14 protein-coding genes are annotated in these 12,908 nt (G+C 56.4%); 10 read left to right on the top strand and 4 right to left on the bottom strand.

The window, feature by feature from the left end; genetic code table 11:
* Positions 1–15: 15 nt before the first annotated feature.
* A complete protein-coding gene (locus tag FGO67_RS00875; protein ID WP_203298859.1) occupies positions 16–1,995 on the bottom strand; it encodes a 4Fe-4S binding protein in 1,980 nt (659 codons plus the stop codon).
* 143 nt (positions 1,996–2,138) lie between these two features.
* Here FGO67_RS00875 and FGO67_RS00880 point away from each other — a divergent pair, with 143 nt between their 5' ends.
* From FGO67_RS00880 to FGO67_RS00920, 9 genes are all read left to right on the top strand, one after another.
* Positions 2,139–2,717, top strand: a complete 579-nt coding sequence (locus tag FGO67_RS00880) for a DUF3305 domain-containing protein (RefSeq protein ID WP_203298860.1) — start codon at positions 2,139–2,141, stop codon at positions 2,715–2,717.
* A complete protein-coding gene (locus FGO67_RS00885; protein WP_203298861.1) occupies positions 2,717–3,343 on the top strand; it encodes a DUF3306 domain-containing protein in 627 nt (208 codons plus the stop codon). The genes FGO67_RS00880 and FGO67_RS00885 overlap by 1 nt, the downstream gene beginning before the upstream one ends.
* Before the next feature lie 109 nt (positions 3,344–3,452).
* Positions 3,453–4,064, top strand: a complete 612-nt coding sequence (locus tag FGO67_RS00890) for a TorD/DmsD family molecular chaperone (RefSeq protein WP_203298862.1) — start codon at positions 3,453–3,455, stop codon at positions 4,062–4,064.
* A 41-nt stretch (positions 4,065–4,105) separates the two neighbouring features.
* Positions 4,106–4,297: a twin-arginine translocation signal domain-containing protein gene (locus tag FGO67_RS00895; RefSeq protein WP_203298863.1), complete on the top strand. Its 192-nt coding sequence runs from the start codon at positions 4,106–4,108 to the stop codon at positions 4,295–4,297.
* A 90-nt stretch (positions 4,298–4,387) separates the two neighbouring features.
* Positions 4,388–7,273, top strand: coding sequence for a formate dehydrogenase subunit alpha (locus FGO67_RS00900; RefSeq protein ID WP_238942122.1), 2,886 nt, complete (start codon positions 4,388–4,390; stop codon positions 7,271–7,273).
* A 15-nt stretch (positions 7,274–7,288) separates the two neighbouring features.
* Positions 7,289–7,897, top strand: coding sequence for a formate dehydrogenase FDH3 subunit beta (gene fdh3B / locus FGO67_RS00905; RefSeq protein ID WP_203298864.1), 609 nt, complete (start codon positions 7,289–7,291; stop codon positions 7,895–7,897).
* Between the two features lie 86 nt (positions 7,898–7,983).
* Positions 7,984–9,156 (top strand): formate dehydrogenase subunit gamma, encoded by a 1,173-nt coding sequence (locus FGO67_RS00910; RefSeq protein ID WP_203298865.1) that lies wholly within the window; start codon positions 7,984–7,986, stop codon positions 9,154–9,156.
* A complete protein-coding gene (locus FGO67_RS00915; protein WP_203298866.1) occupies positions 9,153–9,293 on the top strand; it encodes a hypothetical protein in 141 nt (46 codons plus the stop codon). Before FGO67_RS00910 ends, FGO67_RS00915 begins: the two co-directional genes overlap by 4 nt.
* Entirely contained in the window at positions 9,274–9,537 is a 264-nt protein-coding gene (locus FGO67_RS00920; protein ID WP_203299994.1) for a sulfurtransferase TusA family protein, read from the top strand. Before FGO67_RS00915 ends, FGO67_RS00920 begins: the two co-directional genes overlap by 20 nt.
* 23 nt (positions 9,538–9,560) lie before the next feature.
* On the opposite strand, the gene FGO67_RS00925 is transcribed toward FGO67_RS00920, so the two are convergent.
* Positions 9,561–10,328: a metalloregulator ArsR/SmtB family transcription factor gene (locus FGO67_RS00925; RefSeq protein ID WP_203298867.1), complete on the bottom strand. Its 768-nt coding sequence runs from the start codon at positions 10,326–10,328 to the stop codon at positions 9,561–9,563.
* A 200-nt stretch (positions 10,329–10,528) separates the two neighbouring features.
* Between FGO67_RS00925 and FGO67_RS00930 the strand changes: the two genes are divergently transcribed.
* Positions 10,529–10,792: a hypothetical protein gene (locus FGO67_RS00930; RefSeq protein WP_203298868.1), complete on the top strand. Its 264-nt coding sequence runs from the start codon at positions 10,529–10,531 to the stop codon at positions 10,790–10,792.
* Between the two features lie 306 nt (positions 10,793–11,098).
* On the opposite strand, the gene nei is transcribed toward FGO67_RS00930, so the two are convergent.
* The gene (gene nei / locus FGO67_RS00935; protein ID WP_238942123.1) at positions 11,099–11,974 is read right to left on the bottom strand and encodes an endonuclease VIII; all 876 of its coding nucleotides are present in this window, start codon (positions 11,972–11,974) and stop codon (positions 11,099–11,101) included.
* A gap of 66 nt (positions 11,975–12,040) precedes the next feature.
* The gene (locus tag FGO67_RS00940) at positions 12,041–12,865 is read right to left on the bottom strand and encodes a DODA-type extradiol aromatic ring-opening family dioxygenase (protein ID WP_203298869.1); all 825 of its coding nucleotides are present in this window, start codon (positions 12,863–12,865) and stop codon (positions 12,041–12,043) included.
* Positions 12,866–12,908 lie beyond the last annotated feature (43 nt).

The following is a 12,908-nucleotide window of genomic DNA, read 5'->3' on the forward strand; positions in this document are numbered from 1 at the left end:
TGTGTCCTGTTGTTTTTAACTGTCCAGATAATCATCACTGGTGCGAACCCGAGGCCGCTCGCCGCCTGCCATGGGGGCTGTATTCCCATGAAACTGGGCCTTGACCCGACAGTCATCGCACATCTTGATGAGCTGCACATTATCAGAGTTCTTGTACATCCAGTGCTGGTTTTCCAGTTTCTCGACGATCCGGTTAATGGTGCTGGCAACGCCAAACGGAGTGCCACACTTTATGCATTCGAATGGCTCTTCACCATGCAATGCCCGGGCACTGAGCGCCGCCTTGGACACATCAAGCTGGGGTTTGAGGGTGATAGCGGTTTCAGGGCAGGTGCTTTCGCAGATGCCGCACTGGACACAGGCGTTTTCCGTGAATTGGACTTCCGGACGATCCGGATGGTCACCAAGCGCCCCTGTTGGGCAGAGTGATACACAGGCAAGGCAAAGCGTACATTTATCGGAATCAATTTCGATGGCACCGTATGGCGCCCCTATGGGCAGCGGAATCGGCTCTTCAATCTTGTCCGACATCGCAGCCACTGTCACCCGAGTGATATCCCGGCGACCGCCTACCAGCAAAACGGGGTCACTCACGCGTCCGGCATTTTCACCGGCATCGCAGAGCTCAATAGCGGAAATAACCCGCACCCGGCTCGGCGAGTTGTGGGTACCTTTAAGCATGGCCTGGGCCAATTCAACTTCCGCAGTCACCGCCAGACGATCCAGCTCGTTGTCCGCGAGAATCAGAACCTCCGCATACCCGGCTCCGAACGCCGCCAGGATTTCAGCGTGGCCGATGCGATCGACGTGCTCCAGCCCCATCGGGATCAAATCATCCGCGAGGCCATTATCGTAGCGTGCCAGGTTCGCAATCGCCTCTGCTCCTGCACCTAAGGTGTGAAAAACCAGGCGTGGGGATTCATGGGTATGCTCACGATAGACCTTGGCCATCACTTCCACGGCCTTGGTCAGCGCCTCGAACGGCGTCTCATTCATGGTCACCGCAGAGGTCGGACAGACGGCAGCGCATGAGCCACAACCGGCGCAAATGTCCGAGTCGATCTGAATGTGGTCGCCGAAGGAAAAAATGGCTTCCGTCGGGCAGACATCCAGGCAGCGGGTACACCCGGGCTTGTTGGCCCGGGAGTGCGCGCACAGAGACTCTTCGAGCCTGAAGTACACGGTTTTCTCGAACTCACCCACCATTTCTCTGGCTGTCAGGGCGATCCGCTCCAGCTCTCCGGTTTTGTCCGGGTCGGCCCAGAAGTAGCCGTTACGCTTTTCATGGCTGGGAAATGCCGGAGCAACGCCGCGAAGATCGATAAATACATCGCACTCACTGCGGGCGGTGGGCTTGGCTGCTTCATAACCCAATTCACCGCGCCCGGCCGGATGCAGGGGTTGCAGGTGGGCAAATTCCAGCTTGAAATTGCCAAGTGCGCCGTAGGCTCCCGTCAGTTGGCCTTTGGCCACGTCGTAAGCGGCGGATGGCAGCTGGATGGGGCCGGCATCGTTAACAATGCAGGTAACACCCAGCTCATCCTGCACCAGTTCGGCCATCCGGATCGCCTTCTCGGTGGGACCAATGATGCAGCATACGCCGCTGGACTGAATGGTTTTTGCCGGGGCCATGGGCGCCGGCAATTGGGCAGCGGCGATCAGCGCCACCTGCTTCGCATGCAGGCGCTCGGGCTTCGCATCAGATGCACTCCAACCTGCGCGATCCCGAATATCAATAGTTTGTAATGGCGCGGAATGCTGGATCTCCGCGTAAACGTCCTCAGCGAGACGCTCGAACAAAGCTGCCTGCTGGCCACAGGCAATCAGGACGTCACTTCGGGCGCCAAGATGTTCGGCGGCAACACTCATTTCCTTTCCACACAGTTGATCAACTGCAATCACCTGCTCAGCGTCCGCGGCTTTGCGCAAGGCCTCTGAATCAAAGGTCTGTGACTTATCGCAGCTGCACAATAATAGGGTTTTGTATGCCGTCATCAGGAGTTTGACTCTTTCGTTGTTTTTATACGTATACGTTTCCGTATCGCTTTTCGAGCATGCCACAGGCATTATCTTTTGGACAATTGGATAATCGTTTGAGCCCTGCTAGTTTTACGCCAAAACAAAAAATGAGAAGCACCATGTGTAGTCGTACGGAACAGTGGAAACGCGAGTTGAGGGTCGGCGCTGTCGTTCGCCGTTCCCCCGGAGTCACTCGCTGGGTAAAGGAAATCTGGAAGCCCGTTGCCGTTATACCTGGGGCACCTGATGCATTCTGGAAAGAACTGGTCCGCGAGGAAGACGTCGTCGATTACCACGCTGACACCGTTACGATGGAGCTTTTCCGGGCCGACGTCGAGGGCTATCTTGTGTCCCTGAATATGGCTGTTCCATCCATTTGGATCATTATGGACAGGGATGTAACGAGCCAGTCGCCTTCCGGGTGGGTGGTCAGCACTATCACTGCCAGTGCCCATGAGGCATTGGATGCCCTTGATAGCGGCGAGAGCATCGTTGAGGCGGTTCCCATTCCCGAATCGATGGCGGCATGGATCAAGGAATTTATCGACATGCACTACATCGAAGAGCCGTTCAAGAAACGCCGTCGAGACGAGGTTCGTGTTGATGGCGCCGAGGACGCCAAGGGCGACCCGCGCATTCGTCAGGAAAGTGACGTTTACCGTGCTCCTGCGAATATCAAAAAGCCGAGAATTCAGTAATGGCGGAATCTAGACTCCAGCGCTGGGCGCGCAAAAAAGCTGAAGCCGGAAAGCGGCCGGAACCACCCCCTCCTCCGGTTACAGAGACTCAACTGACCCCGGAAGAGCAGGAGCTTGCGACCAATGAAGCACTGCCCGAACACGAGCTTTTGGAGAAATATGACCTTCCTGACCCGGACAACATCGAGCTGGGCACAGACATCACCGGTTTCATGCGCAAGGAAATCCCGGAGTTCCTCCGAAAGAGGGCTCTGAGAGGGCTATGGAAATCCAACCCGGTACTGGCCGTTTTGGACGGCCTCAACGATTACGATGAGGACTACACATTGGCCTCGACGGCCGGGCAGACAGTGACAACCCTATATAAGGTTGGGGAGGGACTCGTCGAAAAAGCCAAAAAAGCCTCGGAGGTTGTGGACGATCAGTCGGAAAAGCAGGCGATCTCTTCGATGGCAGAGCCGGATTCGACGGCTGCCGGGGAACCGGAGTCTGAGGACAGCCCCGAGCTGGAGGACATGGCAACGCCGACGGAACTTCCCGAGCAACAGCTTGCCCAAGAAGAGGCCAGCCAGTTGGAAGAGGAGCCGGAACCACGCTTCCGTCCTCGTATGCGTTTTGACGATTAGCAGAATGCATTCCAGCTATTAGCAAATCAAAGGCAGGTCAGGCTACTATTCCCGGATATGAACTAGCATAGTGCGACAGACCACAAATAATAATTAGAAGGAACATGAATTGAGCAATACTGCGGAAATCCAGTGCCCCCGTTCGATCTCCGAGGAAGATCGTGCCAGGGCCCAGATCTATCAGCTGTTGGGCTCCCTGCTTGTCGACCCTCCCTCCAGCGACTTATTGAAGGGGCTGGCATCACTACAGGGTGACGAGACGCCCCTCGGTTCAGCCTGCAAGAATCTGGCCGCCCTGGCAGAACGTACCAACCCGTATGACGCCGAGCGAGAGTTTAACAACTTGTTTGTTGGCCTCGGTCGTGGAGAATTGCTTCCCTACGCCAGTTACTACCTCACCGGTTTCCTGAACGAGAAGCCCCTGGCGGAGCTGAGAACCGATCTCATGTCCCGCGGTATCAAATCCCGCAGCGATGTAAAGGAGCCAGAAGATCACATTGGCACCCTTTGCGAAATCATGGCCGGCATCATTACCGGCGATTTTCCCTGCGACAGCGGACTGCCGTCGCAAAAAGCGTTTTTTGATGCCCATCTGGCGAAGTGGGCAGCCTTGTTTTTTACTGATTTGGAAGAAGCGCAAAGCGCCATCTTCTACGCGCCAATAGGTTCGCTTGGTCGAGCCTTCATGGCCGTGGAAGCCGACGCCTTTGCAATTCAGTAACCGGGATTTCAAGGTCCCATTAACCCAGGGGGAGGTGTCCAATGGACAACCCGAAGCGTGAAAACAGCCGTCGCCATTTCTTGAAAATGGCAGCAGCCGCAGCTCCTGCTGCCGTTGCCATGACGGTTGCACCGAACGCCGCAGCTGAGGTCGTCAGAAAAGATGTGCCGAAAAGCAGCGGTTTACGTGATACCGAACACACACGTAAATATTTCGAATCGGCTCGCTTTTAACGGGGGTGTGAGTTGATCGAGGTTGCGAAAGGCCCTTGAGAGACTCAGCTTTCCGGGAAAACGAGAATAATAAAGAGAGAGGTAAACGACATGTTAAGGAAGAAGACCAACGGGGTAGCGAAAGGCTCCCGTGCAGGTTCTTTGCTTTCTTCTCTCGCTGCCAAGACTCTGGACCGTCGTCAATTTCTGACAACGTCTGGCGTGGCAGTGGGTGGTCTGGCGGCACTGTCGCTGACATCGGGACGGGTGGAAGCCGCAGCCCCTGCAACCGGTGGCGGAGAAGTGGTCGTCAAGAAATCCGTGTGTACGCACTGCTCGGTCGGCTGCACCGTCGAAGCCGAAGTTCAGAACGGCGTATGGACCGGCCAGGAGCCAGGCTGGGACAGCCCCTTCAATATGGGTGCTCACTGCGCCAAAGGCGCCTCCGTGCGGGAACATGCCCACGGCGAACGTCGTCTTAAGTCGCCCATGAAAATGGTTAATGGCCAGTGGCAAAAGATTTCCTGGGACACCGCCATCAACGAAATCGGCGACAAAATGCTCGAAATCCGCGAGCAAAGCGGTCCCGATTCGGTCTACTGGCTGGGCAGCGCAAAGTTCAACAATGAACAGGCCTACCTGTACCGTAAGTTTGCGGCCTACTGGGGCACCAACAACGTGGACCACCAGGCACGTATCTGCCACTCCACGACCGTCGCCGGCGTAGCCAATACCTGGGGCTACGGCGCAATGACCAACTCCTACAACGACATCCACAAGTCCAAAGCGATCTTCATCATCGGGGGCAACCCCGCCGAAGCGCACCCGGTGTCGCTGCTGCATGTATTGAAGGCGAAGGAAGAAAATAACGCTCCGCTGATCGTGTGCGATCCGCGCTTCACGCGGACAGCGGCCCATGCCGACGAATTCGTCCGTTTCCGCCCGGGCTCAGATGTTGCGCTGGTGTGGGGTATTCTCTGGCACATCTTCGAAAACGGCTGGGAAGACAAAGAATTCATCCGTACCCGTGTGTACGGCATGGAAGACATTCGCGAGGAAGTGAAGCGCTGGAATCCCGAAGAAGTTGAGCGTGTAACCGGCGCACCGGGTGCACAGCTTGAGCGTGTGGCCCGTACTCTGGTCAACCACCGGCCCGGCACGGTTATCTGGTGTATGGGTGGTACCCAGCACACCAACGGTAACAACAACACCCGCGCTTACTGCGTGCTTCAGCTGGCCCTCGGCAACATGGGCGTAGCAGGCGGCGGTACTAACATCTTCCGCGGCCACGACAACGTTCAGGGAGCTACCGACCTCGGTGTGCTTGCCGACACCCTGCCTGGCTATTACGGACTGTCTGCTGGTTCCTGGGCCCATTGGGCAAGAGTTTGGGAAGAGGACCTCGACTATTTGAAAGGCCGCTTTGCGGTTTGGGACAAAGACGGCAAGTCCCGGGCCATGATGAACGAGAAGGGCATCCCGGTCTCCCGCTGGATTGACGGTGTTCTGGAAGCCAAGGAAAACCTTGAGCAGCCGGACAACACCCGGGCCATGGTTCTGTGGGGGCATGCGCCCAACTCCCAGACCCGAATGCCAGAAATGAAAGAGGCCATGGAGAAACTCGACCTGTTGGTTGTCGTGGATCCCTTCCCGACCGTTTCTGCCGTTCTCCACGATCGTAAGGAAGGCGCCTACCTGCTGCCCACGACCACCCAGTTCGAGACCCACGGCTCGGTAACCGCGTCGAACCGTTCTCTGCAGTGGCGTGAAAAAGTAGTAGAGCCGCTGTTCGACTCCAAGGTCGATCACGAAATCATAAAACTGTTTGCGGACAAGTTCGGCTTCACCGATCGCATGTTCCGCAACATCGCCATTGATGGCGATGAGCCGTCGATTGAGGACATTACCCGCGAATTCAACCGCGGCATGTGGACCATCGGCTACACGGGTCAATCGCCTGAGCGCATGAAGAAACACATGAAGTACCAGCACCACTTCGACAAGACCACCCTGCGCGCAGTGGGTGGACCTTGCGATGGTGACTTCTACGGTATGCCGTGGCCGTGCTGGGGCACCCCGGAGATGAACCACCCGGGAACGGCCAACCTGTACGACATGTCGTTGCCAGTCTCTGAGGGTGGCCTGACGTTCCGGGCCCGCTTTGGTGTTGAACACAACGGTCAGAACATTTTGGCAGATGGTGTTTACTCCAAGAATTCGGAAATCAAGGACGGGTATCCAGAGTTCACCATGCAAATGCTGATGGACCTGGGCTGGGACGGCGACCTGACGGCTGAAGAACGAGCCAGCATCGAAGCAGTGGCCGGCCCGTCAACCAACTGGAAGACAGACCTGTCCGGTGGTATCCAGCGCGTGGCCATCAAACACGAATGTGCGCCATTTGGTAACGCCAAGGCCCGTGCCATTGTCTGGAACTTCCCGGATCCGGTACCGCTGCACCGTGAACCTCTGTACACCACACGTCGCGACCTGGTAGCGGATTACCCGACCTATGAGGACAAGACTTTCTGGCGGGTACCGACCCTGTACGAGTCAATCCAGAAGAACGACTTCAGCAAGGAGTTCCCGATCATTCTCACCTCCGGCCGTCTGGTCGAATACGAGGGTGGTGGTGACGAAACTCGCTCAAACCCCTGGCTGGCAGAACTGCAGCAGGATATGTTCATCGAGATCAATCCTCGTGACGCCAACAATCTGAATGTCCGTGACGGCAATGACGTCTGGGTGTCCGGTCCAGAGGGGGCGAGGATCAAAGTCAAGGCCATGGTCACCGAGCGTGTTGGAGAAGGCGTGGCGTTCATGCCGTTCCACTTCGGCGGCCACTACCAGGGCAAAGACCTCCGGGACAAGTACCCGAAGGGCGCTGACCCCATCGTTCTCGGTGAATCCACCAACACTGTTCAAACATACGGGTACGACTCGGTCACACAGATGCAAGAGACCAAAGCCACCCTATGTTCGATCATGCCGGCATAACAAGAGGTGTAGACCATGGCACTTGAAGGACAAGCACGCGCAAAATTCCTTTGCGATGCCGAACGCTGCATCGAATGCAATGCTTGCGTAACGGCCTGTAAGAATGAGCACGAAGTCCCCTGGGGCATCAACCGTCGTCGGGTAGTCACCATTGAAGATGGTAAACCTGGCGAGCGTTCGATCTCGGTAGCTTGCATGCACTGTTCAGACGCGCCTTGTATGGCCGTCTGTCCGGTGGATTGCTTCTACCAGACCGAAGACGGTGTGGTGTTGCACTCCAAGGATCTGTGCATTGGTTGTGGGTATTGTTTTTACGCTTGCCCCTTCGGCGCGCCCCAGTTCCCGCAAGCGGGCAACTTTGGCAGCCGTGGCAAGATGGACAAATGCACGTTCTGTGCAGGTGGTCCGGAAGAAGACAACTCCGCGGCTGAGTTCAACAAATATGGACGCAACCGTATTGCCGAGGGCAAGCTGCCGATTTGTGCAGAGATGTGCTCCACCAAAGCCTTGCTGGCTGGTGACGGCAACGACGTGGCGGACATCTATCGTCAACGCGTGGTGAACCGTGGCTTCGGTTCCGGCGCCTGGGGATGGGGCACGGCTTACGAGAAGAAGGGTGCATAACATCGCCTGAGAATTCCGGGGCCCCTGTTGCCCCGGTAATCTCTGAAGAAACGAATTCTTCTGGTTGATTCCGTTGGAGTGCTCACATGAATCTAAACTTTTTTGGTGCCGCCCTATTTGTATTGGCGACACTGGTCTCCAGCCCGTTATGGGCGGAAGAGGCTTCGGCGGTTGATCGGACCGCTACCGGGGGTGCACAAACTCTCGAGGATATTATGGCCCGTCAGCAACAGTTGAAAGTGGACGAGAGCTTTCGGTCTGAAAACCTGGGCAACCCTGCTAACGCCGCTCCGATCAGTGGTCAGTTGGGTACTAACGGTGGCCGCTCGGATGCCGACATCTGGCGCGGTGTACGTTACAACGAAGCGGATATCAGGAGTCAAGCCCGGACACCCGCGGCTACCGTTCTGATCCAGGACGGGGGCATGCCTTGGTACAAGCTACGTGAAGGACCGTTAATCACCTACGGTGGTCTTGCGCTGTTGGGCATGATTGCGCTGTTGACGGTGTTTTATTTCATTCGTGGCAGAATCAAAATCGATGGTGGCCCTGCCGGCACTACGATTGAACGATTCAAAGCCATCGAACGCTTTGGCCATTGGCTGCTAGCAGGCTCGTTTGTAGCTTTGGGCCTAACAGGACTGATCACATTAATGGGGCGCAGTTTCCTTATTCCCATGATGGGGCCTGATGCCTTCGCCACTATGGCCGCTGGCTCCAAATGGCTGCACAACAATGTTGCCTGGGCTTTCATGCTGGGTTTGGTGATGACTTTTGTGATGTGGGTAGCCCACAACATTCCTAATAAACTTGATTGGCAGTGGCTAAAAGCTGGCGGCGGGATATTTTCCGATGCTCACCCTTCGGCCAAGAAGTTCAATGCCGGACAGAAGATTGTTTTCTGGATGGTTATGATTCTGGGCTTTTCCGTGTCACTTTCTGGACTGTCGCTGTTGTTCCCGTTCCAAATGCCAATGTTTGCCGACACTTTCGGCTTTATTAACGGCATTCTTGGCACGAGCCTACCAACCGATCTTGCGCCCCATGAAGAAATGCAATATGCCAATATCTGGCATTCGATTGTCGCCTTCGTGATGATGGTCGCCATCCTTGCTCACATCTACATTGGTTCGGTCGGCATGGAAGGCGCCTTCGACGCCATGGGTAACGGTCAGGTCGATCTGGAGTGGGCGCGCCAGCACCACGACCTGTGGGTCGCTGAGGTAAAAGCCAAACAAGGCGAAGGAGGGTCATCATGAAAGTTATGATTGCCGGTTTTGTCGCCGCCTTGGTGATTGCCTATGCTGCTCCAATCGTATTGGATCAGTTTGGCTGGTCTTCCTCCGCACAATACAGCAGTGAAACGAGTGTGCGTCTTGATCAATCAAGCCGCTGAACAGGCTCCCGAGCTGACAGAGGTATACCAGGTCGACGCTGTCGGCCTGGTGTGCCCTCTCCCCATTCTGCGTTTCAAAAAACGCACCCAGCATCTGCCCAGCGGCACCCAAGTGGAGTTTCTGGCCGATGACCCTACCGGTCGCAAAGACCTGCAAGCCCTATGCGACATCACCGGCCACCGTATCCACTGGATCCGCGAAGAAGGTGCAGGCGTCCTCCGGTATCGAATTTCCTTAGCCTGAACGGCGCCTGGGAATATTAACGCCTACACACACCGAACAGCCGGCCGGTCGGCCATGGCTAGGAGCCGTTCCTGCGCCGGTTGAATCAAGCCCCCATTGGAACTCGCAGTTTCATCAAGCACCCGCACCAGCCACGACGGGATTTGCGGGCTGAGGGAATAGTAAATCCACTGGCCACGGCGCTCCGTTTCCAGCAACCCCGTGTCTTTCAATGTGGCCAAGTGCCGGCTGACTTTGGGCTGGGGCGCATCAAAGGCTTCGGTCAGTTCACAGACGCAGAGCGGGCCCTGATCCCGAATCAGCAACAGCGCAGACAACCGAAACTCATCGGCCATGGACTTAAAAACCGCGACCGGATCATAGCTGATGGGCTTCCGCCCGGTCTCCTTCTGATGCACCTGGGTAAACAGTGAGATCCGCTCTTTGATCTCCTTGAGGGTCAGGGCAAAGGTGGCGTGGCGGTTGGAGGGTACCGGATCGGGAAAATCCCAGGCAATCTGTTGCGCGGGTTGGCACACACTGCCGCACTGGTGGTTGGCAGCTTTTTCACACAGGGTGATCACATAATCCCAATGCTGCCCCTGCAGATCGGCCAACTGCTTGCTGTGCAAACTATCGGTAGCAATGCCCGCCTCTTGTAGCACCTGCAATGCCATTGGGTGGGGCGAGGTCGGCCCGGTGCCTGCACTGGCCACTTCGAACAGGTCACCAGCCATGTCCCGGAGCAGAGCTTCTGCCATCAATGAACGAGCACTATTGGCGGTGCAGACGAACAAAACCCGGCGTTTCATTTCGAACCCTCAATATATGCGGATTTTTGAATATGCGTTTTTCCGGATAGTAAGCTCAGCCCAGTGACGAGTAAAGGTTTTACGCGCTTCGCGAACGGAGTGAAGTGCCAGCAGATAGACAACAACAAGATCCATAGCAAGCGAACCTTCGTATTCTGCCCCTCATCTATAAAAGCTTATGAGCCAAGGGATAACGAACGATGAAGGACAATCAGATACCGATCATGCTGACCAGTCAGCAAATTACCACCCTTCAGGACATGATCCTGGAGAAACAATTCGAGATTGCCACTGCTCAATCGGAGCGACAGTCCACGGCAAGCTCCAGCGCCTTGCGCGAGCAAATGAGCCACATCACCGATCTACTGATGGCACTGAACATGGCACTGCCGAACAACCACGTTCCCGATGCCCAAAGCTTCATCTCGGTTCGCCATAAAGAAACTGCCGACAGCCCTCACTGAGCAAGCCGCCGAGCTACTGAGCCCGACAGGGAGAATGATCGTACACATTCAGCGCGTCACTCCTCGAAAGGTCGGAAACTATGAAAATCAAGGCTCTGCTGCTCACTGCCACGCCGTCCGCAGCCTTGTCGCTTTATTCGGCCCTTGCTTCGGATTCAATGCCCGCTTCGGTGGTCCCGCTTGAATGATCGAGGCGGCCTGGAATGGGCTGACGAGACTCGCCGTTGATCGGAACGAGTACAAGGCTGTGGTGACCTTACGACAGTGTTGTTACACCCAATTCCAGTAGCGCCAACGCGCACTCTACTACCCCTCGACCGGCTGACACGTCGGGCACACATACAAGCGCCGACTGGCCACCATTCTCTTGACGATCTTGGTGCCACACTCGTGACAGGCCCTCGATTCGCGATTAAACACCATGTGCCGACGCTGATTGAAACTCCAGCCCTGCTCTTTTAACGCCTGCGCCCGATCCGGATCGTTGGTAATGCCTTTCAGAACGTAGGTGCGGTCAATCAATTTGAGTACGGCTTCGGCCAGCCGCTTGCGACTGCTGGCATCAAGATCTCGGGGACGGTTTTTCGGAGCCAGTCGCGCTTCGAATAGAATCTCGGAGCGCAGGTAATTGCCCACGCCGGCGATGAAGCCCTGATCGAGCAAGAGCCCACCCAGATTCCGCCCCCGAAAACGCTTGTCGTCAAACACCGCCATCAGGTCATCAACCGAAACGTTCTGGTTCAGGGGATCCGGTCCAAGACGGGCCAGATAGTCTACTTCGTGCAGTTCGTCCGGTCGGACCAAACGGATGTCGGAGGCGCTGTATAAGCGGGCGGCTTTTTTGGGGGCAATAATGGCAAAGCGAAGCTGCCGTCTGGTGCGAGGCACCACCGACGGCCTGCCGATGCGCCACTTGCCGTACAGCTGATTGTGACTATAAACGCACCAGGGACCGTCCTCATCCGTCGCCGCGAAGAAGATCAGCACCGCCTTGCCCCGGGCAGCCACCTCCGTGACCTGGCGTCCGGACAGCATTGATTCGAATGGTTTGAAGTGATCGAAGGCAAAAAACACCTGCTCGGCAGTCTTGCCGGCAACAGCCTTACCTATGTCATCGACCATACGGCGTATTTCGGGGCCTTCCGGCATGAGCTGGCTCCGTATTAGCGTGGGTGAATTCATAACCGTATCCACGTCTTATAGGGCCAGTCACTGCAGCAGGATCACAACAACGCGGGAACACTACCCTTAGCACTCTTCAGCACCTCTGTTCTGGCGCCAATGAAACATCCCTGACTGTTTTCCCAAAATAGTGGCGGCAAGGCGGTCATCACTGGGCCCATTGGCGAGCCCGTAACACACGTGAAGAGGCAGCAGGTGCTCCTCCCGGGGATGGCAGAACCGCGCGTGGGGTGCGGATTCCCAATTCACCAGGCGCTGGTAGCGCTCTGTTTCGGTGAGATCGGGGTCGCAGCAGGTCTGCGCCAGCCAATCTTCGAAGGCCTGATTCGAGGCCTGGACCTCTGGGGTATTCGGCGCAAAAAACGCCCGCATGTTGTGGAACGAGAAGCCCGACCCGATCACCAGCAGATTGTCATACTCCAGGTGTCTGAGCGCACGCCCTATCGACAGATGGGTAGCGGCGTCCAGGCTATTAACCAGTGAAAGCTGAACTACCGGAATATTGGCTTCCGGGTACATCAACTTCAGTGGCACAAACACGCCATGATCAAAACCCCGCTGGGTGTCGAGCCGCGGTGACATACCGGCCTGTTGCAGCACCCCAAACACACGGGTTGCCAATTCAGGTTGGCCTGGACACGGGTACTGGATGTCATAAGCCTCGGGCGGGAAACCATGATAATCATAGATCAACGGCGGATGGCTGCCCGCGGTGATGGTGGGCGCTGACTCTTCCCAGTGGGCGCTGATAACCAGAATCGCGTCGGGCTTGCGCAATGTAGCCGCAAGCTCGGTAAGCCGATCCACCATATCCCTGTGCTCCGGGTCGCCCAACAAGGGCCGGGGCCCACCTCCGTGGGACACGAATACAACATCGGTTCCGGTATTCATCGCGCCTGCTCCTTTTCAAACGAACGCGCTCCCCGTTTTCGGG

Origin of the sequence: Marinobacter sediminum, from assembly GCF_016820575.1 — a bacterium.
Taxonomy (GTDB): Bacteria; Pseudomonadota; Gammaproteobacteria; order Pseudomonadales; family Oleiphilaceae; genus Marinobacter; species Marinobacter sediminum.

Coding starts and splice junctions, on each gene's coding strand:
- FGO67_RS00875 (WP_203298859.1), bottom strand. CDS start 1,995: ATGACGGCATACAAAACCCTATTATTGTGCAGCTGCGATAAGTCACAG.
- FGO67_RS00880 (WP_203298860.1), top strand. CDS start 2,139: ATGTGTAGTCGTACGGAACAGTGGAAACGCGAGTTGAGGGTCGGCGCT.
- FGO67_RS00885 (WP_203298861.1), top strand. CDS start 2,717: ATGGCGGAATCTAGACTCCAGCGCTGGGCGCGCAAAAAAGCTGAAGCC.
- FGO67_RS00895 (WP_203298863.1), top strand. CDS start 4,106: ATGGACAACCCGAAGCGTGAAAACAGCCGTCGCCATTTCTTGAAAATG.
- FGO67_RS00900 (WP_238942122.1), top strand. CDS start 4,388: ATGTTAAGGAAGAAGACCAACGGGGTAGCGAAAGGCTCCCGTGCAGGT.
- fdh3B (WP_203298864.1), top strand. CDS start 7,289: ATGGCACTTGAAGGACAAGCACGCGCAAAATTCCTTTGCGATGCCGAA.
- FGO67_RS00910 (WP_203298865.1), top strand. CDS start 7,984: ATGAATCTAAACTTTTTTGGTGCCGCCCTATTTGTATTGGCGACACTG.
- FGO67_RS00915 (WP_203298866.1), top strand. CDS start 9,153: ATGAAAGTTATGATTGCCGGTTTTGTCGCCGCCTTGGTGATTGCCTAT.
- FGO67_RS00925 (WP_203298867.1), bottom strand. CDS start 10,328: ATGAAACGCCGGGTTTTGTTCGTCTGCACCGCCAATAGTGCTCGTTCA.
- FGO67_RS00930 (WP_203298868.1), top strand. CDS start 10,529: ATGAAGGACAATCAGATACCGATCATGCTGACCAGTCAGCAAATTACC.
- nei (WP_238942123.1), bottom strand. CDS start 11,974: ATGAATTCACCCACGCTAATACGGAGCCAGCTCATGCCGGAAGGCCCC.
- FGO67_RS00940 (WP_203298869.1), bottom strand. CDS start 12,865: ATGAATACCGGAACCGATGTTGTATTCGTGTCCCACGGAGGTGGGCCC.